This is a genomic window from Paenibacillus sp. LS-5 (assembly GCF_056121505.1).
On record NZ_JBWAVA010000001.1, the window covers coordinates 29407 to 52346 of the forward strand.

Below are 22940 nucleotides of genomic sequence, written 5' to 3' on the forward strand. Positions count from 1 at the left end.
AAAAAAGCCTCCAGATTGCTCTGGAGGCTTTGCTCGTTTTCGCTTGTAGGCGAAATCTTAACGGTTGTAGAATTCGACGATTTGCTTTTCATCGATATCTTGGGACAGCTCGGCGCGTTCTGGCAAACGAATGTATTTGCCTTCGAAAGAACCTTCAGCATATTCCAGATAGCCTGCAAGGTGGGAACGGTTTTCCAAAGCTTCTTTGATGGAAGCCATAGCGCGGCTTCTTTCACGAAGTCCGATAACGTCGCCTACACTTACACGGTAAGAAGCGATGTCGACTTTTTTACCGTTAACGGTAACATGTCCGTGGGATACCAGCTGACGCGCACCAGCGCGGGAGTTAGCAAAACCAAGACGGTATACCAGGTTGTCCAAGCGGCTTTCGAGCAGGAACATGAAGTTTTCGCCCGCGATACCCTGGAGCTTCTGTGCTTTAGTGAAAAGAGTTTTAAATTGCTTTTCACCCAAACCGTACATGTGGCGCAGTTTTTGTTTTTCCAAAAGCTGCATTCCGTAGTTACTTACTTTTCTGCGTTGGTTAGCGCCGTGCTGTCCTGGTGGGAAAGGGCGTTTAAGGTCTTTGCCTGTACCGCTAAGGGAAATGCCCAGACGGCGGCTGAGTTTGAATTTAGGTCCGGTGTAACGTGCCATGTTATAGTAGACTCCTTTATAATTGAAATTTCATGTTAGGGCCTATTTGCGCCGCAAATCGTATCCGTGAAAGCGTTAGATGGTTTCACTCTGCCGGGGAAGTTCAGCCGCTGCCCTGGCAGTAACGAGATGCGTGAGGGTGACACAACGTTACGCCCAATTAAGACTGCTTACAGTCTTGTTCAACAATAAATATTATATGAAAACGACAGATAAAGTCAAGTGCAAGTTAAAAGAGATTTTGTCTAACTTTGTCGTTAGTTCTTAGGTCCTAAAAAAAATCCCGGTTTTGAGGAAAATATAATGCAATACCCAATGAAAGGGAGTAAAATATAACTAATTAGATGTTATCGGAAAGCTATTTTGAAATTAAGTGTTTATATGTTTCACATTCTAAAAATATCCTTCTCTTTCTCGCTGGAACGGTACAGGCCTCTTGGTGGTTGGCAAAGCCGTTTCTGCTTGTACGAGATGTAAAGGGGATCCTTTTTATGTCAGAACGGGAAGCATACGAACGCAAGGAGAATCGTGTGCTGTTACAGGATACCATGCGATCAAACGGAGAACATCAAGATCCGGCCGCATGGCTCAGGGAAATGGATATTGTATCGTATGACTTTCCTTATGCAGTCAATTTGATAGTGGAGAGCTTCACAGAATGGCAGAGCCAGGCTGCACCGGAATTCGCGAGGTCCTGGAATTGGGGTGTGCTTAATTTTGAAGGTGAATATATTTGCAGTACAGATGATATAGGTCATTCGGTGCACAACTGGAAGGATGAATGGGAAGAGGCTGCCGCTTTTGCCTTGGAATCGAGAGAGGTTTATACGGCCCATCAAGTGGCAGATGGACGCCAAATGACCGTTATTGTTCTGCCGGTATTCTCGCGTACGCAGAATGAAATCTTTGCTCTGCTCGGCTGTGCCATGCTGCAATCTCAATATGAGCAAGGCGGGCTGCATGTTGCGGAAGCTATGGCCGTACATTTCCAGACCTGCTTCTACCGCAGATTTGAGCAGGTGTTCGTCTCTGATATGGCCGGTGTGCACCTTCATGCAGAGCGTGAGAGCAGCAGGCGTTCCCTACTCTTCCAGATTGTGCAGCGGATGCATGACAATATAGATGTGAATGCTGTGCTTACAGAGGTTATTGACAGTATTTCTGCCATGTACCCGGGAGCCAGACTGGAGCTTTTCATGTCTCAAGATCACCGCAGCACACATCCGCAGGTCAAACCGCTCCCGCTCCGCTGGGGGAATGATGATGTGTGTGCAAGGGCGTTCAAAGATGGGCGTGTTACCTTGTATGCCGGCCGTGATAACAGCCATTCCGTTGAAATTGGACTCCCGCTTTGCGGTAAGCAGGGGGTGTATGGAGTATTTCATTTGGTCATGGACAAACCCTCATTCCCGGAAGTTGATTTGCGATTTCTATCAATGGTTGCTGATACAGCAGGGACTGCTTTTGAAAATGCCAAACTGTATGAACGCTCCAATCAGCTGATTCGGGAACTGCGCATGAGCAATGAACTTACTCAGCGCCTGAATCAAAGCTTGCGGCTTGGTGATATTTTTAAATTTGCTTTTGAAGAGCTGCTCGAAATGTTTGATGCAGATTATTGCTGCATTTTACATATGAATGAAGAAAAGGGCGGGCTTGAGACGATTGCCTGCAATTATCATCCGATGCAGGGTGAGATTATTGAGGATAGTGTTGGCCTTGGAGGCAAGGTCTATGCTACGGGCGAAGCGCTTATTCTATCCGATTATCAGAATTCGGCAGAAACCTACTCGCGTCTGATGGATGCTACAGGATCGAATTCCATGATTGCCACTCCGCTTAGTGTCGGTGGAGAGGTTCGTGGAGCGATTATGCTGACCCACCGTGATCCGCATTTCTTCTCATATGACAGCTACAGGCTGCTGCAGGCAATGGCGGGCCATATTGGACTTGCAGTAGGCAATGCCCGTCTGCATGCCGAGGTACGGCGTCTGGCAAACCGGGACACTCTGACAGGATTGTACGCGAGGCATTATTTAGACGAAGTGATCAAGGATAAGCAGGTTACTGATTTCTGCGGTTCTTTAATCGTTGTGGATATCGATCAATTCAAGATGGTTAATGATACATACGGGCATCAACAGGGAGACAGAATACTGAGGCAGGTAAGCGAAATCGTCAAGTCATCCATCCGTCAGGGGGATATTGCCGCGAGGTGGGGCGGGGAGGAGCTTGCGGTCTATTTGCCTCAGCTTGGCGTCCAGCAGGCAGTATTTGTCGCAGAACGTATCCGCAAGCGGGTAATGGCTGAGACTCATCCACATGTTACCGTATCCTGCGGTATTGCGGAGTGGAGTTGGACCGATGATAAAGTCAGTGTGGAATCGCTCTTCTATCGGGCAGATATGGCGCTGTATGAAGCGAAGAATAACGGCAGAAACCTGGTTGTGATAGATAACAAAAAAGTTGAGATCAATGTACAGAATCCTTGGGTGTAAGCCTGAGGATTTTTTTTTGCGTTTAACTGCAAATCTTAAGGCGTATAAGCCGCAGCTGGCGGGAAATCCTATGGAAAGAAATCTAAGCATCCATAACCCGAAAGGCCTGACTGCCATGAGAAAAGTTAACAGGGTGGTAATAAGCACATTTTTGCTGTGTACCGCCATACTTAGCACGAGTTGTAGCTCTCTTAATGACAAACCTGCTGCTGAGAATTTGAGTCTGGTGCTGGCCGGGATGGACGGGAGCGACGGAGTAACCTTTGAAGGGGCTTCTTCCCTGCTGCTTGACGGTAAACCAGTCCCGGAAGCCGCTCTTTACTATGGAGGAACGGTAGCAGACCATAACAAGGTAAGCCTTTATACGCTGTTGCCGGATAGTCGCACACCTCGTACTGCGGTCAGTGGCGAAAAGAAGAACACGCTGAAATCAAGTTCAGCAGGAACTCCGGCCTACTATTCCAAGCTTGAGAAAAAAAATGGCAAGTGGACTCTATTATCGGAGAAGGGTTCTGCCCAGGGCAAGAATCCGCTGCCTTCGCTTAATCCGATCAGCCAGCTTGAAGAGTTGGAGAATCTGGAGAAAAAGGTGAGCGAAGAAGCTGGTGCAGCAAGAGGAACCCGGGTGCTGCGCATTGAGCTCAGTGAAGCGGAGGCCAACAGGCAGTTAACTGCTGAACTGGAGCGTCAGATGGATGCCATCCGTCCCGATGTGGTGATAGCAAACCATCAGATGGTTGACAAGGGATTGGAGCCATTACAGCTTCTCTGGGAAAAGAAGAATAATGAACTTCATCAGAAGCTTCAACGGGCATCCGTCAAGACTGTGTACTACCTCAAGGTAGATACCAAACGAAATCTTCCGAGGAGCCTGACGAGCAGCCGCACAGTAAGCTATCCGGGAGTCCGGGAAGCAAGCGGCAACACTGCAGAGGAAAATTATCTAACACAGGTCAATTTTTATGGTTACCGCTGAGGTTCAGTGCCTCAAATGCCTTGCGCTCCAGTACAGGCATGCTACAATAAAACGGTATGCCTACTATTTAGCATGAGGAAGGAAGAGAGAAAAGAATGAAGGATCCAAGGATTCAAAAGCTTGCGGAGAACCTTGTAAGCTACTCCGTAAACGTGCAGCCGGGTGAAAATGTGCTCGTGGAAATGATTGGCAGCGAAAGAGATTTGATCAAAGCTGTGGTGGAGGAAGTGGGCAAAGCCGGAGGCCGTGCATTTGTGCAACTTACCGACCGTACGGTTCTGCGCAGCATGCTTAAATATGCAACACCCGAAGGTCTTCAAGCCTGGGCTGAAATTGATCTGAACCGGATGAAACAAATGGATTGCTATATCGGTATACGTGCCGGGGAGAACGTTAATGATCTTTCGGACGTCCCTGAAGAGAATATGAAGCTATATAATTCACTGTACTCCCATCCGGTACATAGCGAGCAGCGCGTAAAGCACACTAAATGGGTTGTTCTGCGTTATCCGAATGCAAGTATGGCTCAACTGGCCAATACTACTACTGAAGCCTTTGAGGACTTTTACTTTGAGGTCTGCAATCTGGATTATGCCAAAATGGATAAGGCTCAGGACGCGCTTGCTGACCTGATGCGCAGAACGGACAAGGTCCGCATCGCCGGACCAGGTACAGAACTAACTTTCTCCATTAAGGGAATTGGCGCGGAGAAATGTTCCGGACAGAAAAACATACCGGACGGCGAGGTCTACAGCGCCCCTGTACGTGACTCTGTGAATGGAACGATCAGCTATAACGCGGCTACACTCTATAACGGTGTGACTTTCGAAAATGTCAAATTCAAATTCGAAAACGGGAAAATTATTGAAGCTACCAGCAATGATACCTTGCGGTTGAACGAGATTCTCGATTCTGATGAGGGTGCCCGCCATATTGGCGAATTTGCGATCGGCTTTAACCCCTATATCCTGCACCCCATGAAAGACATTCTGTTCGATGAGAAAATCGCCGGTAGCCTGCATTTCACACCGGGCCAAGCCTATGATGTAACGGATAACGGGAACCGTTCCTCGATTCACTGGGATCTTGTCCTCATTCAGCGTCCGGAATACGGCGGCGGCGAAATTTATTTTGACGATGTGCTGATCCGTAAGGATGGGATTTTTGTACTTCCTGAGCTTGAAGGTCTGAACCCCGAAAACTTGAAATAAAATGGTATCACAAGCGAAATTTGCTGCTTACATTCTATTTTCAGGAAAATTCCTTGCACGAGTAAGCGGATTCAATGTATCATGGTATTGGTTACACCAGACTTAAGTTTCATAATCAAGTTGCGGAGGGATTCCTATGTCCAGTAACAATGCGGCAATCGTGGATATTGCCCAAACGGCAAGCCGGTTCAACTCATCTATCGTTCTGCAAGCAGAGAACAAGTACATTGATGTTAAGAGTATTCTTGGTTTGTTTACAACTCTTGTATCCAGCCAAAGCTACGAGCTGCATGTGCATGGCGCAGATGCTGAAGAAGCCAAGAAGGCAATGAGCGAAGTTTTTGCCAAACACGGTTTGAAATTTACAGTAGTAGCGGAATAAATTATTTATTTCCGTGGGACGTCCTGCCTGTGCGGCAGGGCGTTTTTTCTATAAATATTTGAATATAGACTGCATTTCTGGCTGAGGATGAACTGCATTCTTGTATTGGGTTCCGATTTCGACTAATATTAGACTTAATAGCAATTGCAGCTGTAACTTTTGGGAATGGGGGGATAATGCATGACTTCACCGGATTTACAGGAACAGCTTAATCTAAGAGCAATCACTCTTCTACAAGAAGATGCAGATAAAATTCAGAAGCTCATTGAAGTGCAAATGGAGAATCTGGCGACACGTTACTGTCCTCTCTATGAGGAAGTGCTGGATACCCAGATGTACGGTTTCTCCAGAGAGGTAGACTTTGCGGTCAGAGCAGGGCTGGTTCCGGAAATTACGGGCAAGCTGATTCTGAGCGAACTGGAGCGTAATCTGGCTGTACTGTACGAGGCGTTGAATAAGAAGGCTGAGGAGCGCGAGATGCTGTAATCCTAACCTTTAGAAGCAGTGAATAGCAGGATGATGAATGGTGCACAACCTATAATTCTTATATTATTAAAAAGCACATGGGGACCTTTGGTCCGCCCATGTGCTTTTTTGTCTTACACGAGATAAAAAGAAACGCCGAGAATCATGTACACGGCAAGCAGGAGCAATCCCTCATACCAGTTGGTTGCACCATCCTGAATGATGGATTTGGCGATAAAGACCGATACGGCGATCGCGACAATCTCTATCGTGGTGAAGACAATATCCATTGTGTTGCCCATGAAATAGCTGGCAAAGATCAGAACCGGAGCAACGAATAAGGCGATCTGCAGACTGCTGCCGACAGCAATTTCTACCGCAGCCCCAATCTTGTTCTTCATAGCCAGCATAATTGCTGCGCTGTGCTCTGCGGCATTCCCAATGATGGCTACAAGGAATGCACCAACAAAGAGCTCGCTGAAGCCAAAACGTTCGGTCAAGGTTTCCAGTGTGCCGACCAGCCATTCACTGACGAAAGCAACCATAACCGTTGCCAGCACCAGATAGATAATTGATCTGCGCATAGACCAGGCTGGCTTGTGTTCATTCGGCAGTTCTTCATCGTTGTCTTCGGTAACGTCTGCCAGATATTTTTTGTGTGTAATCATGGAGAAGATCAGCCAGGCCATGTAGGCGGCGATCAGCAGTCCGGCCACCACGAGACTTAGTACATCGGTATCTTTTTCTGTGATGGAATGGGTGTTGAAGAACATGGCGGGTACAAACAGGGCTATAACCGCAACGATCATCAGGGAGCCATTCAGTCCAGCCAGCGTGACATTGAAGTTCTGAACTTTGAATTTCATGCCGCCGGCAAAAATACTGAGGCCCAGTACCAGCAGGAGATTACCGATGATGGAACCGGTGAGGCTGGCTTTGACCATATCGAAGAGACCTTCCTTTACCAGGAAAAAGGCGATGATCAGCTCAGCCGCATTGCCGAAGGTGGCATTAAGAAAGCCTCCCAGCCGCTGTCCGGCATAGTGGGCTACACTCTCGGTAGCTCTTCCCAGAAACCCTGCTACAAAAACGACCGAAATGGCAGAAAGCACGAACTGCAGCGTGTGGTCCCAATTCGCATAGTGTCCGATGGCGCTGAGGAGAAAAGTAACAGCTAACAGCGCCGGAGATATCCATTTTTTCAAGTAAAGCACACTCCAGTCTCAATATGTAGGTTGAATTCATAATCAATATACCCAAATTGTTCCTAAGTGTAAACGGGAATGCAAGAAAGTCATTTGCTTTTTAGCCTGTTTTCGAATTACAATAATTGATAATGAGTGTAGGGGGGTTATGGCATGGCGGAACAACTTCAACTGGAAATGGGTAACATACGGATATCAAATGACGTCGTCTCGAAGATTGCCGGACTGGCTGCTTTGGAGACCCCGGGAATCGCGGCCATGTCTGGCGGCTTGTCGGAAGGCTGGGCTAAGCGTCTCAGCGGTAAGAACGTTCAAAAGGGTGTAACCGTTGAAGTGGGTCAGCTTGAAGCCGCAGTAGACTTGCGAATTATCGTACTGTATGAAACTCCGATTCACGAGGTGTGCCGGATGCTTCAACAGAATGTCCGTGAGGCTGTGGAGAGCATGACAGGACTTCATATCGTTGAAGTCAATGTTAAGGTAGAAGGCGTAGCCTTTAAGAACGACGAAATTTCGTAAAACTGTATAAAGGCTTATGAGGGCAGCATGCTGACTCAAATTACAAAAGGCAGTCCGGGAGGTTATCCTGGGCTGCCTTTTGTGTATTTGGTAAAAAAAATGTTAGATGGGGTTAGTCGATGAGATGACACTTATGTAGCGTCAGCGGGCACGTACTTGTCTAACGGTCGTAACAGATTTCGTGACTTCCTCTTTGGCTGGCCGGTTGGTCTCTCTTGAAATACTCAGCATAATCCCCATGGACAGCATGGTAACAAGCAAGGAAGAACCTCCATAGCTGATAAATGGAAGTGTTACCCCGGTAAGCGGGATGGTGTTGGTGACACCGCCGATGTTGACAAAGGCCTGGATGGCAATCAGACCCATGACACCGATACCGACAAGGGTCCCGAAGGGATCAGTACATCTAAGCGCAATCAGGATGCCTCTCCAAATGAAGTAAAGATAGATCAACAGAAAAATGGAGGTTCCCACAAATCCCAGTTCTTCACCGATAACGGCAAAGATAAAGTCTGTATAGGGATAAGGGAGGTAGTGTAGCTTCTGAATACTCTGCCCGAAGCCTGAGCCGCGGGTTCCACCCTCACCAAGAGCGATCAAAGACTGAACGATATTGAAGCCACTGTCCTCAGCATTTGCGAGGGGGTCAATAAAGGCACTGATCCGGTCCTGTTTGTAGTCTTGGTTGACTACTACGGTCTCTGAAGACGGTGACAGGGAATCTATAACCGTTTTCGCCCCCATAACAATCCCGACACCCAGCACAAGCAGAGCAATAGAGGCCATAATATGTTTCATGCTGGCCCCCCCTGCGTAGATGACCAGCCCGCTTGTGGCTACAAGGATAAGACATGAACCTAAATCCGGCTGCATCATAATGAGTCCGGCGACAATTCCGACAATAACCATCACGGGAATATATCCTGTACGTAAGTCTCTAAGCCGTTCACCTTTTTTGGTAATCAGGGCGGCCAAATAGAGAATAATGGATATTTTGGCCAGCTCCGTGGGCTGGATGCCGAGTCCGCCAATGCCGATCCAGCTTTTGGCACCGTTGATTTTCTCTGTGGATGCCACGAATAATAGCAGAAATAGGGTGATCATGAAGATCGGGGCATACCATTTCTTGAATTTGGTGTAGTGGATATTCATCGTTACAAACATAACAATGCTTCCAAGCACCACCCATATGATCTGGCGTTTAACAAAATATAAGGGATCATTTCCGAACTTCTCACTGGCCAGGGTAAGGCTTGAACTGGAACTGAAGACCATCACCAGTCCAAAGCCGACAAGCAGGAGGGTCAGAATAAGTAACTGGAAATCAGGCGTTCCTCTTTTGGGCAGGCTGACATTTTTGGTCGTCTTTCCCTTTACACTGCTCAAGCCTCCAGCAACGCTTTCAGTTCAAGAATATGCTTCGCTGCATCATCCAGAACAGGCTTGGGCACCGGAGATTCATACTCCAGACCATGCGGAAAGGTAGCTTTACCCAAGTAAACGGCTTCAATTGCAAGCACAGCATCCGATTTTTCCAGCTTACCCTCGACAGCACGTGTATTGATCCGCAAAAAGTACTCTCCACCGTTCTGCTTATCTTCGATTTTGCAGTCGTAAGTGGCACGGTAGTATTCCCACTGCCAGCGGATAAATCCGGCTTTGGCAGCACTTTCGTCCAGATAGACAAGGTCACTCTTCAATCCAACGAGGCCCGTGTTCTCAAATATCATAGCGCACATATCCCCCTTATGAAGTATAATCATAATTTTATGCTCATTATTATAGATGTTCTTTTTCATGATAGTATGTTTCCCGGTGTTCTGCAAGGCACGAGAGGCCTATCGGTACCCTCTTTTTTGTGTTTCTGCTACAATAATAGAAATATAGCCTTAGGGTTGATTGGAAGTAGAACGGTAGACTTATATGCCTTGCCATAGCAGGAATCAGGAGAAGGGAATGGATTGGATATGGAGAGGTTAGAGCTTGAACAGCTGATGCCGGATATGGTGGAATGGCGCCGGCACTTACACCGTCATCCGGAGCTGTCTTACCAGGAGAAAGAAACGTCGGCATTTGTTGCTGCCAAGCTGGAAGCATTCGGGATTGAAGTCATTAGAAGCAAAGCCGGTTATGGATTGACCGGGATATTAAAGGGAAGGCAGCCTGGTAAAACAGTTGTGCTGCGTGCTGACATGGATGCTCTGGCCATTACAGAAGAGAATGGCCGTGAATATGCCTCGCAGAAACCAGGAGTCATGCATGCCTGCGGTCATGACGGACATACGTCCATGCTGCTAGCGGCGGCGGCTTATTACAGCAGCCGCAAGGAAGAGCTGCAAGGAGAGCTGCGCTTCCTGTTCCAACCGGCGGAGGAGATATGCCCCGGGGGAGCACTGGGAATGATTGCAGAAGGGGTGCTGGAGGGTGCAGATGCGGTCTATGGGCTTCACCTGTGGACACCATTGCCGATTGGAACAGTAGCTAGTGCACCTGGACCATTGATGGCCTCAGCCGATGAATTCTTCATTGACATCACCGGTAAAGGCGGGCATGCGGGTACACCGCACCGCACAGTTGATAGTATACTGGCCGGAGCTGCTCTTGTGACACAGCTGCAGAGCATTGTCAGCCGATCCGTAGACCCGCTTCGGCCCGCTGTAGTCAATGTAGGCACGATTCAGGGAGGCTCCGCTCAGAATATCGTCTCGGAGCGCTGCCGGCTTACAGGGACAGTGCGCGCGTTTGACGAGGAGACCCGTTATCTCATTAAGAAGAGAATGGAAGAGATGGTGGTTGCCGTGGCGGCTACTTACGGTGCGGAAGCCAAGATGGATTATTTAATGGGGTATCCTCCGCTGGAGAATGATGAAGCGGAGTTTCGGCGTTTTCTCCGTGTGGCGCCATCCGCGCTCGGTGATGCGGTCAGCGTTGTACAGATGGAGAAGATCATGCCGGCTGAGGATTTTGCATACTATGTCAAGGAAATTCCCGGCTGCTTTATCTTTGTTGGTGCAGGGAACCCTGATAAAGATGCAGTATACCCGCACCACCACAGCAAATTTGACTTTGACGAGGATGCTTTGCTGTATGGAGCGAAACTGCTTATAGCGATGGCTGATTCCTGTCTGAATGAATAGATGACTCACGCATAAATTTTGGACTTCAAGGGGAACCTACTTCCGAATAGCATGGATAACATGACAGGAGGGTTCAATCTTGAAGACAGTCAAAGAAGTGATGACAGCACATCCTGTATGTGTGAAGCTGCAGGATAATCTGTATGAGGTTGCTGTGAAGATGAAAGATGCCGATACAGGTGTAATTCCTGTTGTGGATTCGGATGGAGAAACCCTGATTGGCATCATTACGGACCGGGACTTGGTCATCCGCGGTTATGCGCAGAAGCATTCCGGTTCAACTTCCGTGGAAACGGTGATGACCAAAGGGATCACAGCAGTATCTGAGACCACCTCTGTAGATGAAGCAGCCGATCTGATGGCTTCCAAGCAAATTCGTCGTATACCGGTCGTAGAAGGGAAAAAGCTGATCGGAATTGTATCGCTAGGCGATTTGGCAGTGAAGAACATTTTCGCTGATGAAGCAGCGGATGCCTTGACTGACATTTCGCAGCAGCATCTGCATTAGATAAGAATTAGGGGAAGCTCATGTCCGTTGTTTACGGGGGTGGGCTTTTTCCTGCTATCTTATTTTTTTCAAAAGATACATAGTGCCGTAGATCATTGAGAGATTTGTAATGGAGGTTATTGGATGAAAGGTAGCGGAATGGGAGTATGCACTGTTCGTAAGGACGGGTCCTTGCTGCTGGAATGCGGGCATTCGGGTTTTGAGGCGGCGAGGATGGTTTTGGCTGATTTTTGTGAGCTTGTGAAGAGCCTGCCGGCCTATCACACTTACCGGATTACCCATCTGTCACTTTGGAATGCGGCGGCCTCAGGCAGAACAGCCGAAGATATACTGCAGAATCTGGCTCTGCTATCTAGCTCGGGAGTTCCTGCAGGTCTGGAGGAGGAGATCAGACTTTTGGTCTCCCGTTACGGAAGATTGCAGCTCCATACCGATTCGGCTGATCCTTCGCTGCTCATTCTGCGAGCGGATAACCCGGGGCTAATAGAAGAATTGGCAGAGCAAAACTGCTTGAGCGGGGTTGGTCTGATAAGAACAGCTCCTTTGGAATACCGATGTCCGTCGGAACAACGCGGTCTGTTAAAGCAGGAGCTGACACGGATGGGGTATCCTGTTCTTGATTATGCAGGTTATCGGGATGGTCAGGCATTGGATGTGCCATGGAAAGAGTCGGCGCCGAGCGGGACGGCTTCCGTTAAGGATGTTTTTGGACTTCGCGACTATCAGGAAGCAGCAGTCCGCAGATTCAAGGAGATGGGTGCTAGCGGAGTTGTAGTTCTGCCCTGCGGTGCTGGTAAGACAATTGTGGGTCTGGCTGTGCTGGCGAGCCTGCAATGCGAGACATTGATCTTAACTTCAAGCGCCATCTCAGTGGCGCAGTGGCGGGATGAGCTGCTGGAGAGAACGGGACTGAATGAAGAATCTGTAGGGGAATACAGCGGCGTGAAAAGAGAGGTCTTACCTGTAACGGTAGCGACGTATCAAATGTTGACACACCGGCGTTCCAGGGGAGGTGCTTTTGTTCATATGAATCTGTTCACGCAGCGGAATTGGGGACTGATTATTTATGACGAGGTACACCTTCTTCCAGCTCCGGTATTTCGAGCTACGGCGGATATTCAGGCCACCCGGAGACTTGGATTGACCGCAACCTTAGTCAGGGAAGATGGACGGGAGAGTGATGTGTTTTCGCTTATCGGTCCCAAATGCTATGAATTGCCGTGGAAGGTGCTGGAGAAGCAGGGATGGATAGCTTCAGTAGACTGCATAGAGGTTGTCGTACCCATGACCACTGAGATCAGGCTGAAGTACTTGTATGCCGGAGAAAAAGAAAAGTTCCGTATCGCTGCATGCAATCCGGCTAAGATTACTGCTGTAACAAGGATCGTTAGTGCACATCCAGATGAAGCAGTGCTGGTGATCGGACAATATCTGGACCAGCTCAACCAGCTGGCGGCAAGCCTGGGTGCACCGCTTATTACCGGAAAAACACCGCAGCGGCAACGCAGCGAGTTGTATTCTGCTTTTAGAGATGGAAGAATACGGATTCTGGTTGTATCCAAGGTAGCGAACTTTGCCGTGAATCTTCCGGATGCCTCTGTAGGCATCGAGGTGTCTGGTGCCTACGGTTCTAGGCAGGAGGAAGCCCAGCGACTGGGACGTATTCTACGGCCAAAATCCGGAGAGAACAAGGCTTACTTCTATACACTCGTGTCTGGAGAGAGCAGGGAGCAGGATTTTGCACTGCGCCGCCGCAGGTTTTTGACCGAGCAGGGTTATGATTATGCGGTCCAGACAGAGCAACAGGAGGAGATTATCTTATGATGGGGTTATCGCCTGAAGCATTGCTGGTACTCCACCAGATTATCAAAGCCTACGCTGCCCGCCCGTTTAATGAAGCGCAGGCGGTGCAGCTGTCTCCAGTGTCGCTGTGCCGGGCAGATCTGCATCTGGCTCTGCTGGAACTGCGGGAGGCTGGTGTGCTGGAGCTTCGGCAGAAATTATGGGGAGAACTGCTGTATCAAATCCCCGTAGAGCACCTGTCCGGTCTTTTGCACAATTTGTTCCCCAGACGTAAGCCTATGCCGACTACAGAAAGGGTAACGGGAATTGAAGCGGAGGCCGGACCGGAACTCGCGGGAGAATTATTTCGAACTCTTATGTTCATCGCCGGCGATGGGCTGCCGGTTACAGCCAAAGGAGCTGTTCATAAAAAAAATATCAGCCGTCTAGCTGCCAAGCTTACTCTGTCCGAGGAACTGCTGAAAGGATTGTTCCCGCCGGAGCAGCTTGCAGTGTATCCTTTTCCACTTCCGGTTATGGTTATGCTCGATCTGCTGCTATGCCTTGGGCTTATCCGCCGAACGGAATCGGCATACCTTGTGGAAACGGACATACTGGGAAGCTGGCTGCAGCTTACCGGCAAGCAGATGTCAAATCAGCTGTACGGATTGATATTGAATCGTTACGGTCTTCTGGGACCAGCAGAGCAGCTTTTCCGTTATATCATTTCCTCATCCGCATATCATTCAGGCCAGTGGTATATGATCCGGGATGTTCTGGCCTGGATGTCTGAACAGGGAATGGCGCATGGACAATCTCTAGAAACATTAGGGGGTTCTGCACATCGTTGGCTCAAAGGGCTGGCAGGATTCGGCTGGTGTGAGCTGGGAAGTACGGAGGACGGATCAGCTTGTTTCCGCTGGGCACCGGCTAAACCGGAGATCCATTCGGACGAGTCTGCTATGCTAATATGCTCAGGCAGCGGTATTGCAGAACGGGATATCGAAGCTGAGATAAAAGGGGATCAGCAGGGTAAACAGCAAGCGGGAGAAGTGGGCATTCCGGCATCTAAAGGGTTCATTATTCACCCTGATTTTGAAGTGCTGGTTCCTCCGGAGTGTCCTTACATCCAGCGCTGGATACTCGCAGCCTGTGCAGAGCTTCTGCACAGTGACGATATTTGGAGCTACCGGCTGACCCGGGAAAAGCTGGAGTCTGCAGCAGAGTTCGGGCTCTCACCGCAAACTGTAATTAGCTGGCTGGCAAGTCATGCAATAGGCGGACTGCCGGAACAGGTGGAGTTGTCTCTGGAGCAGTGGGGAAAAGGGATTGGCAGGACGGAAATCACACAGGTAATCTTGCTTGCCTGTCTGTCCGAAACAGACGGCAATGATATCGCTGCCCATCCCCGCCTGGCAGGAAAGCTGTCCCGTATTGGTCCCTTGCATTTTATTATCCAAGCAGAAGATATAGGAGCAGTACGTAAGGAGCTGGGAGCAGCAGGAATGGCTCCAGCCAAGCGGATAGCGGGAGTGGAAGAGAAGCCGGGGAAGGAATGGCCATTAATCAGCGGGAGCCAGGTGCATCTCTCATCCGCATCTGCTTTTTCCGCTTATGTGCCTGAACGAGGGCTGCTTGTCACCGCACCGGACCTGCCAAAAGTCCATTTGAATCCGCATACGGACGAGGAGGCGATGCTCACCGGTCTTGCGTCTGTGCCACAGATGTGGATGAAGCAATGGCGCCAGTATCACGTTACGACCGCTCAGAAGGTGATGGAGCAGGCTTGGGACTGGGGGATTAAGGTCCGTTTGTCCGTTAAGGGCCAAATCTATGAATTCGTTCCCGCACACATCCGCCGGAATCCTTGGGAAGTACAGGGTGTGCTGCTCTCTGTGGATTCGGATAGTGTGGAGGAGGCATGTCTAGGCGCAGAGGATTGGCAGGAAATGCAGCTCATCATTCCCAAAATGCGGAGAAATTCCTCTTCTGCTTAGGCGGCCGGGTATGGTATGATAAGTAAGTCTACGATATGAAGTAGAACATTAACAGAGAAACGAGTTGAAGTTCATGAGCGTAGCGGAATTGAATACGGTTGATATGGCCGAAGTGCTGACATACGCCTATGAATTAGGTGATATGATTAATCAATCCGCCGAGGTATCGGATTACTTATACTGGAAGGGCCAGGTGGATGCCAACCCGGAAGTCCAGGCCATGGTCAAGCAGCTGCAAACGAAAAAAGAGCTGTTTGAGGAGACGCAGCGGTTTGGACATTTCCATCCCAATTATCATTCGGCTAAGGATGAGGTTACGGCGGTTGAGCAGAAGCTTGAGCTGTTCGAAGAGGTTGCCCGCTTCAAGCAGGCTGAGAAAAACCTCGATGACATGCTTCATTCCATGTCGGAAACCATTGCTTTCTCGGTATCGGAGAGCATCAAGGTTCCAAGCAATGACCCGTCTCCCAAGGGCGGCGGATGCGGAAGCGGCGGTAGCTGCTCCTGCGGATAGGCTTCGGATCAGGGCAAGAGAAAGAGAGGCGAATAGCTGATGTTTGCGGAACGAACAGGATATATTGTATGGGTAAGTGACGTTAAGGCGGCACGGAATCTGGAGAAATACGGGACTTTGCATTATGTTTCCAGGAAAATGCATTACGCCGTAATGTATGTGAACGCTGAACGTGCCGAGGAAGTAATGAAGAACGTCCGCAGACTCTCCTACGTGCGCAAGATTGAAAGATCCTACCGGAATGAACTGAAGACGGAATATACAAGCAATGGACCGGACAAGACCCGTTATTATGGTCTGTAGGTTCTGATCTTTGAGAATGAGCAGGTGCCAGGGGCATCTGCTTTTTTTTTGTATAAGGAGGTTAAAAATGAGCTTTGGACTTTTTTTGAAGCTGTGAAGTTTGTCGAAATGCCTCTGTTTTCCCTTGTATTTTATCGCTGCTTAATACTTCCGGATTAAGCTGGGGAGAGAGTGGCCAAATTCACGAGGAAAAGCATACAGGTGACCAAATGACGAAACGAATGGCAATAACCCAAAAACTATCAGCAATTCCCCAGTATGTTCAACATATCAGCGGAAGGCTGCGTAACGAAGTGAAAGAGCTGGGAAGGCTGTCTGCTCTGCTGGATATTATGAATCATGGGCGGCTGGATACCTTTTTTCAACCGATTTTGCAGCTGAGAAGCGGGCAGACGATGGGACATGAGGTTCTGAACAGGCCGCCCAACTCTGCACAATTTCCCACCACGGAGCATTTCTACGAATTTGCTTGCCGCACAGATCAGATGTTCAGATTTGAGCATTACTGCCGGCGGATTTCACTATCTCGCTACATGGAACGGCTGCCGGAAGATGAAGTATGGACAGACAGGCTTGTATTTATCAACGTACACCCTGGAGTCCTGAACGATGCCCGGCATAAAAGCGGAGAAACGCTCAGTCTTCTGCAGGAGCTGAATCTCTCCCCGGAGCGGGTTGTATTTGAATTAACCGAGCGGCAGGCGGTCCAGGATTATGTAGGATTCGAGAAAGTGTTGTCTCATTATCGTGAGCAGGGCTTTCGTATTGCGGTGGATGATGCCGGCTCCGGCTATAATAGCCTCAAGACGCTTGTCTATCTGAAGCCAGAATTCATAAAACTGGACAAATCACTGATCCGAGGCATCCACGGCAACAGGGAGCAGCAGGAGCTTTTGGAGCTGATCCGTGAATATGCTTATCGCTCTGCTACCCGGATCATTGCCGAAGGCATTGAAACGCGGGAAGAACTGCTGTATCTGCAAATGGCAGGCATTGAATTCGGACAGGGTTATGCGCTTGGCAGACCCGGCTACTTGCCTGTGCGAGGCGCTTTTCCAACGGATTCACTACAAGTTCCAGTTAGAGGAGGTTATAAGCATGTTTCTTCAGATCGGTGAAATTGCTGAACAAATTCCGGAGATCTCCCCTCACCAGAAATGCGCGTATGTGGATCAAATTTTCAAAAGCAACCCTCAGCTTCAAGGTGTGGCGGTGACGGAGGGCGGACAAGCGGTCGCACTGATTATGAGGATTCGATTTTATCAGCAGATTGGCACGCTCTATGGCTTCACGCTATATATGGGCCGCTCCGTCGGACTGATCATGGACGGTTCTCCGCTAGTTGTAGATTACAAAACGCCAATTACCGAGGTTAGCCGGCTGGCAATGGACAGAACTGAAGAGCATCTGTATGATTACGTGCTGGTCACCCATGAAGGGGTATTGTTCGGAGCGGTAAGTGTGAGGGATTTGCTGCTGAATTTTGCCGAGATCCAGGCGGTGGCCGCGAGCTTTTTGAATCCACTGACCGGTCTGCCGGGAAATCTGAGCATCAATGAGTGGATGGTGAAATCGCTGCTGCAAGAGCAGTTCAGTGTACTGTACATAGATCTGGATCATTTCAAGGCATATAACGATACTTACGGGTTTAAGGAAGGCGACCGGATGATTCAGGCCACGGCGGAGATCCTAAAGCATTGTACCTTGCGGCTGGAAGGATTTTTGGGGCATATCGGCGGGGATGACTTTATTATTTGTATAGACGATTATCACTATGAGGAATATTGCCAGACCATTATGGCAGAGTTTGACAAAGTGATGCTAGAGTTCTATCATCCCGGGCATTTGGCACAGCATTACGTGCTGACCGAGAGCCGTTCAGGCGTGGTGGAAGAAATTCCACTGGTCTCGATCTCCATAGCCGTTGTTACGAACCGTTACCGCCCATTCGATTCTATTGAGGACCTCTCTGGTGAGGCCGCAAGGCTTAAGAAAAAATGCAAATCGATCAAAGGCAGCAGTTATGTGGATGATAGGGATCTATCCGTAAATAAACCCAGCTAATCATTTGCGGCACCAGGGTCTGAAATGGGAGCATGCTTGAACAACAAACGTCAATGCGGTAAGATTGACAACAATAAGAGCATGCCAAGACCCTTTCAGTGGAGTGTGATGATTATGCATGTCAAGGGGATGGAAATGTGGGGGGTGTACGAGCCCTTTCACATCATGCTGAATGAATACAGGGTAGCCGATATTGTTATAACACCGCATGCGAAAAGCCGATATGCAGACCGGATCAGCAATGAAGACGGTAAGGAAGCGGATATTGGCGCGTGGATATGGCAATGCGTGAAACAGAACCGGGTAAGGCCGTATTCGCAGAGTGAATATAATGCTTACTTGATCGACAACAATACGTCGATGGTGGTTCAGTTCAAGGAACTGGAAGGTACCACCACACTCTCAGGCCAACCGCTGTATGTGATGGTTGTGGTTAGTTTTCTCGGCAACATTTCGGTAACTCCCCAGCTGCGGGATCTGAGAGCCTACTTTTCGTGGCTGCGCCATTCCCGCCGCATAAAGCTGGTGAAGAAACGCCGCAGACGCAGGTAACAAGTGCACGGTTACAGAGAAGGCATGCGGCGGAAGGCTGCATGTTCTTTTTTTGATATAGAGAAATAGTAGGCCTACACTACATTTAAGGAAGGCGTAGCCGTTTCTACTTGGATTTTGATGAAGGAGTAATGAGGATGAATTTTCATCAGCTGCATATTTTTTATACCGTTTCAGAGCGTGGGAGCTTCTCTGCCGCAGCCCAGACGCTGCACATGACTCAGCCTGCAGTGACCATGCAGGTTCAGGCGCTGGAGGATTATTTTGGAGCCAAGCTCTTCGACCGTTCCAGCAAAAAAATCATACTCTCAGAAGCAGGCCGAACCCTGATGCCGTTCGCACTGCGCAGCATTCAGCTGATGCGTGAGACGGACCAGGCGATGTCGGCATTTACTCATATGCTGGAGGGACGACTGCTGCTGGGGGCAAGTCTGACTATTGGGGAGTACGTGCTGCCTCGCCTGTTAGGTCCATTCGGCAAAACTTACCCCCATATTTCTATAGTGATGAAGGTAATGAATACTTCGCAGCTGCTGGAGGAGATTCACAAACATCAGCTGAATTTCGGCCTGATTGAGGCGCCGATCTCTCATCCGGATATGGTCATTGAACCGGTGATGGGGGACGAACTGAAGCTGATCGTGCCCCGGGAGCATCCGCTGGCTGAGAGAGACGAAGTCACACTTGTTGAAGCGCTGGAGCATCCGTTTGTTCTGCGTGAGCAGGGCTCGGGGACGCGCCGGGTTATGGAAGAACAATTGCTGGCCAAAGGACTGGACCCGGGAGCGATGCGTGTGGTGATGGAGCTGGGAAGTACAGGAGCTGTGAAATCTGCGGTGGAAGCAGGGCTCGGCCTCACTATAATCTCTACCTCCTCGGTCAAGCATGAAGTGGCACTGGGATTACTGAAGATTGTCAACATTGCGGATGCCTCGTTTAAAAGGCAGTTTTATGCAATCCATCTCAAATCGACGCTGCTGCCTATCTCGGCGGTGACGTTTTTGACGTTTTTGCGTGACCATGCAGGAGATCAGTAAAGAGTATAATTATGTTGTAAATACTAGACCTGAAGGGCAGGGAGAAGCGATGGGTCAGAAGCATATGAATAACTATTTAAAAGAACAGACAGGCAGCGGTTTCTCAGGCAGAGCCGATTTGCATACCCATACATTATCTTCGGACGGAATGCAGCCTCCGGCTGAGAATGTGCGTTTGGCCTATGAAAAAGGGCTGGCGGCAGTGGCAATCACGGATCACGATACGGTAGCCGGAGTTGCTGAAGCGCTTGAGGCTGGGCGGAAATATGGTATTACCGTTGTTCCTGGTGTCGAGATCAGTACACGAGCCGGCGGTAAAGAGATCCATGTGTTGGGATATTACATGGATACGGAGCAGGATCTGTTCCTGTCCCGGCTTGCGGAGCAAAGAGATACCCGCGCGCAGCGGAATGAGGCTATTATTGCTAAGCTGCAGGGACTCGGCATCGACATTACTCTAGACCAAGTCATCACAGGTATAGGACGGGAACTGAAACCGGACGAGAGCGTGGGGCGTCCGCATATCGCTGACGCATTGGTTCGACTCGGTGCCGCCTCAGATATGCGCGATGCATTTGACAAATACCTGGCTGAAGGTGCAGCAGCTTATGTGTCACCGCCGCGTATTACGCCGGAGCTGGCTTGCGAATGGATTGCCGAAGCAGGAGGGGCAGCTGTACTAGCTCATCCGGGAATCTACGGGGATGATGAGCTGGTCCGCGGTATTATTGAACGCAGCACACTGCGCGGCATCGAAGCCTACCATTCGGATCATAGCCGGGCCGATGAAGATCGTTACCTCTCGCTTGCTGAAGAGTACGGGCTGCTAGTCACCGGTGGTTCGGATTTTCACGGTGCACGCCAAGGTGTTGTATTCCATGGAGAGATCGGCAGTGTCTCGGTACCGGTGTCGGTGCTGGAACAGCTGAAGGGCGAGGCAACTGGAGCTTAGGTGAAAAATAGGTAGGAATAACGGCAGAAATGCCTTTATTTGCACCCCCTCGCTTATGCTGTCAACGAATTCTTGATACATAAAGAACCACCAGCCAAAGGACGGATGCGGCTGGTGGTTCTTTATGTTTAGGTTAGAGCTTAGGTTGCGTTGCGCTCAATTTTGCAGCAGCAATCCTAAGTATGCGTTAACTCTTGAGCGTATTCGGCAGACTCTTGATCCTTTCCTCGTCAGGAGTGACGAAAAGAGTCTTCTGATGATCATAGATGACGAAGCCGGGCTTGGCTCCGCTAGGTTTGCGGACATGACGAATGAGTGTGCAGTCCACAGGGACGCTGCTCGACTGCTTGGCTTGACTGAAGTAAGCAGCCAGCTGTGCAGCTTCCTCGAGGGTAGCATCTCCAAATGTTTCACTCCGGATCACCACATGAGAGCCGGGAATGTCCTTGGTATGCAGCCACGTATCATTGGCCGAAGCCAGACGGTTGGTGACATACTCATTTTGAAGATTGTTTTTACCAACATAGATTTCCACGCCTTCCGAGGAAGTGAATACCTGCAGGGTAGGGCGGGTGACTTTTTTCTTTTTCTTGCCCTTCTTGTTACGGTCGCGCAGATAGCCCTGACCTACAAGCTCATCGCGGATTTCTTCGATGTCATTCAATGAAGCATGGGCCAACTGCTGGAGTAGTGTTTCCATATAGGCTATTTCCTCATGGGTTTTGAGCAACTGTTCATTGATCACCAGCAGGCTGTTCTTGTATTTATTATATTTCTTGAAATACCGCTGTGCATTGTCTGAGGGGGTGAGCAGCGGATCTAGCGGGATAGTAATTTCTGCCTGGTCCTCATCGTAGTAATTCACAAGCGTGGCTTGCTTGTCGCCTTTGGAGACGGCGTGTAATGAAGCGAACAGCAGCTCGCCCCAGATCCGGAATTGATCGGCATCCTGGGCTTCGTCCAGGTCCTTTTGCAGATTGGCGAGCTTCTTGATATTTTTGGTCCGTTCATTGCTCAGGAAACGGATTAAGTCACTAACCCGCTGTTTCACTGTATCTCGTTCGGCTTTATCTCCGTAATAATCCTCCAGGCAGGCGCTGATAGAGCTGTAATGCTTCACATGCTCATCCGGAAGTGTCAGTGTAATGGCCGAGAAGACAGGCTTACCTTTGGCATTCGCTCCTGACATCGGGGAGAAGCTGCATGCCCGTACGGGTGCAAGCACTTTGTCGAAGGCTCTCCATAAGGAAGTGATCCCTTGCGTCCAATGTTCATCCAAATCAGGTGAAGCCACAGAAGGTTCACCTGCGCAGCCATCTGCTGCAGCAGCGCCGGTCACGCCGCTCTTCCGCACAATCTCACCGGCAATCAGAGGGCTCATGCCGCTGAAGGCATGCACTATCCAGCCTATAGGATCTGCGGATGGCGCCGGTCCCCCCGAACCGTCAACCTTAGGCTCCTCCAGCGACTTCAATAGGTCGGCCAGCTCGCCCTCAATGATCTCTTCGGGCTCCTGATCTTCACCGGAGCCGGCTGAACGTGCTTCCTGCTCGGCAGCTGCTGCCAGATCGATGAATGACTCTTGATCAATTTCCAGAGGATTCAGCTTATGCTGCTGCGGCGGCTCAATATAGGCAATACCAGGCATAACATTCCGGTAACTGCTGATCGTCGGTGTAACATGATGAATACCGTCGATAATGGTGCCTGTCGCAAGATCGGTAAGAATGATGTTGCTGTGGCGGCCCATCAGCTCGATGATGATTTTTTTGGCCGATACATCCCCGAGCTCATCCCGTGTCCGTACCTGAATATGAATAATGCGCTCCATACCTACTTGAGTGATGCTCTCAATGGCTCCGCCTTCACAATGTTTGCGCATCAGCATGCAGAACATCGGCGCTTCCGCCGGGTTAATGCTGTTTCTGTCGGTCAGATGAACCCGCGGATAAGTAGGATTGGCCGAGAGCAGCAGCTTGCCGCCACCGCCGGAGCCACGCAGGATGAAGATTAGATCGTGTGTGCTGGGCTGATATATTTTGCCGATGCGTGCACCGATAAAGGGCTGAAGCTCATGCACGATCGCTTTGGTTACAATGCCGTCTAATGCCATAATCATGTTCTCCTGTCGCCTGATAATAAAGTTACTCTCTCTATGATGCCATACTTTGACACAATTGC

22 protein-coding genes are annotated in these 22940 nt (G+C 49.5%); 17 read left to right on the forward strand and 5 right to left on the reverse strand.

The genetic code is table 11. The features are described from left to right. Positions 1-57 precede the first annotated feature (57 nt). Entirely contained in the window at positions 58-657 is a 600-nt protein-coding gene (gene rpsD, locus AC0MA3_RS00140) for a 30S ribosomal protein S4 (RefSeq protein WP_379153268.1), read from the reverse strand. Positions 658-1148: 491 nt separating this feature from the next. Between rpsD and AC0MA3_RS00145 the strand changes: the two genes are divergently transcribed. From AC0MA3_RS00145 to AC0MA3_RS00165, 5 genes are all read left to right on the forward strand, one after another. Beyond that, positions 1149-3155, forward strand: a complete 2007-nt coding sequence (locus AC0MA3_RS00145) for a sensor domain-containing diguanylate cyclase (protein WP_474654732.1) — start codon at positions 1149-1151, stop codon at positions 3153-3155. Between the two features lie 70 nt (positions 3156-3225). Next, positions 3226-4131, forward strand: coding sequence for a hypothetical protein (locus AC0MA3_RS00150; RefSeq protein ID WP_474654733.1), 906 nt, complete (start codon positions 3226-3228; stop codon positions 4129-4131). 95 nt (positions 4132-4226) lie between these two features. Then, positions 4227-5342, forward strand: a complete 1116-nt coding sequence (locus tag AC0MA3_RS00155) for an aminopeptidase (RefSeq protein WP_474654734.1) — start codon at positions 4227-4229, stop codon at positions 5340-5342. Between the two features lie 136 nt (positions 5343-5478). Beyond that, positions 5479-5724 carry an HPr family phosphocarrier protein gene (locus AC0MA3_RS00160; protein WP_019911485.1) on the forward strand — a complete coding sequence of 82 codons (246 nt, stop codon included), beginning with the start codon at positions 5479-5481 and terminating at the stop codon, positions 5722-5724. 180 nt (positions 5725-5904) lie between these two features. Continuing rightward, positions 5905-6210 carry an Fpa/YlaN family protein gene (locus tag AC0MA3_RS00165; protein ID WP_379153259.1) on the forward strand — a complete coding sequence of 102 codons (306 nt, stop codon included), beginning with the start codon at positions 5905-5907 and terminating at the stop codon, positions 6208-6210. A 113-nt stretch (positions 6211-6323) separates the two neighbouring features. On the opposite strand, the gene cax is transcribed toward AC0MA3_RS00165, so the two are convergent. Further along, a complete protein-coding gene (cax, locus tag AC0MA3_RS00170; protein ID WP_379153257.1) occupies positions 6324-7394 on the reverse strand; it encodes a calcium/proton exchanger in 1071 nt (356 codons plus the stop codon). A 153-nt stretch (positions 7395-7547) separates the two neighbouring features. Between cax and AC0MA3_RS00175 the strand changes: the two genes are divergently transcribed. Further along, positions 7548-7913 (forward strand): Asp23/Gls24 family envelope stress response protein, encoded by a 366-nt coding sequence (locus AC0MA3_RS00175; RefSeq protein WP_019911482.1) that lies wholly within the window; start codon positions 7548-7550, stop codon positions 7911-7913. Between the two features lie 141 nt (positions 7914-8054). Here the strand turns inward: AC0MA3_RS00175 and ftsW are convergent, their stop codons facing one another. Together ftsW and AC0MA3_RS00185 are read right to left on the reverse strand one after the other, a co-directional pair. Then, positions 8055-9299: a putative lipid II flippase FtsW gene (gene ftsW / locus AC0MA3_RS00180; RefSeq protein ID WP_474654735.1), complete on the reverse strand. Its 1245-nt coding sequence runs from the start codon at positions 9297-9299 to the stop codon at positions 8055-8057. Then, positions 9296-9643, reverse strand: a complete 348-nt coding sequence (locus tag AC0MA3_RS00185; RefSeq protein ID WP_379153253.1) for a YugN family protein — start codon at positions 9641-9643, stop codon at positions 9296-9298. Before AC0MA3_RS00185 ends, ftsW begins: the two co-directional genes overlap by 4 nt. Positions 9644-9880: 237 nt before the next feature. Between AC0MA3_RS00185 and AC0MA3_RS00190 the strand changes: the two genes are divergently transcribed. The 11 genes from AC0MA3_RS00190 to AC0MA3_RS00240 all read left to right on the forward strand — a co-directional run bounded on the left by AC0MA3_RS00190 (position 9881) and on the right by AC0MA3_RS00240 (position 20759). After that, complete coding sequence (locus AC0MA3_RS00190; protein ID WP_474655147.1) at positions 9881-11050, forward strand: M20 family metallopeptidase; 1170 nt, start codon at positions 9881-9883, stop codon at positions 11048-11050. 79 nt (positions 11051-11129) lie between these two features. Further along, complete coding sequence (locus tag AC0MA3_RS00195) at positions 11130-11558, forward strand: CBS domain-containing protein (RefSeq protein ID WP_379153251.1); 429 nt, start codon at positions 11130-11132, stop codon at positions 11556-11558. Positions 11559-11681: 123 nt separating this feature from the next. Next, a complete protein-coding gene (locus AC0MA3_RS00200; RefSeq protein ID WP_474654736.1) occupies positions 11682-13382 on the forward strand; it encodes a DNA repair helicase XPB in 1701 nt (566 codons plus the stop codon). Then, positions 13379-15337: a helicase-associated domain-containing protein gene (locus AC0MA3_RS00205; RefSeq protein ID WP_474654737.1), complete on the forward strand. Its 1959-nt coding sequence runs from the start codon at positions 13379-13381 to the stop codon at positions 15335-15337. The genes AC0MA3_RS00200 and AC0MA3_RS00205 overlap by 4 nt, the downstream gene beginning before the upstream one ends. A gap of 73 nt (positions 15338-15410) precedes the next feature. Next, a complete protein-coding gene (locus AC0MA3_RS00210) occupies positions 15411-15851 on the forward strand; it encodes a YlbF/YmcA family competence regulator (protein ID WP_474654738.1) in 441 nt (146 codons plus the stop codon). A 39-nt stretch (positions 15852-15890) separates the two neighbouring features. Then, entirely contained in the window at positions 15891-16154 is a 264-nt protein-coding gene (locus tag AC0MA3_RS00215) for a YlbG family protein (RefSeq protein WP_074088579.1), read from the forward strand. A 209-nt stretch (positions 16155-16363) separates the two neighbouring features. Then, positions 16364-17272 carry an EAL domain-containing protein gene (locus tag AC0MA3_RS00220; RefSeq protein ID WP_474654739.1) on the forward strand — a complete coding sequence of 303 codons (909 nt, stop codon included), beginning with the start codon at positions 16364-16366 and terminating at the stop codon, positions 17270-17272. Beyond that, on the forward strand, positions 17253-18218 hold the full coding sequence (locus AC0MA3_RS00225; RefSeq protein WP_474654740.1) for a diguanylate cyclase domain-containing protein: 966 nt from the start codon (positions 17253-17255) through the stop codon (positions 18216-18218). Before AC0MA3_RS00220 ends, AC0MA3_RS00225 begins: the two co-directional genes overlap by 20 nt. A gap of 36 nt (positions 18219-18254) precedes the next feature. After that, positions 18255-18770, forward strand: a complete 516-nt coding sequence (locus AC0MA3_RS00230; RefSeq protein WP_474654741.1) for a hypothetical protein — start codon at positions 18255-18257, stop codon at positions 18768-18770. Positions 18771-18907: 137 nt separating this feature from the next. Further along, complete coding sequence (locus AC0MA3_RS00235) at positions 18908-19807, forward strand: LysR family transcriptional regulator (RefSeq protein WP_474654742.1); 900 nt, start codon at positions 18908-18910, stop codon at positions 19805-19807. A gap of 49 nt (positions 19808-19856) precedes the next feature. Then, positions 19857-20759, forward strand: a complete 903-nt coding sequence (locus AC0MA3_RS00240; protein ID WP_474654743.1) for a PHP domain-containing protein — start codon at positions 19857-19859, stop codon at positions 20757-20759. A 187-nt stretch (positions 20760-20946) separates the two neighbouring features. On the opposite strand, the gene AC0MA3_RS00245 is transcribed toward AC0MA3_RS00240, so the two are convergent. Continuing rightward, a complete protein-coding gene (locus AC0MA3_RS00245) occupies positions 20947-22872 on the reverse strand; it encodes an Rqc2 family fibronectin-binding protein (RefSeq protein WP_474654744.1) in 1926 nt (641 codons plus the stop codon). Positions 22873-22940: the final 68 nt, after the last annotated feature.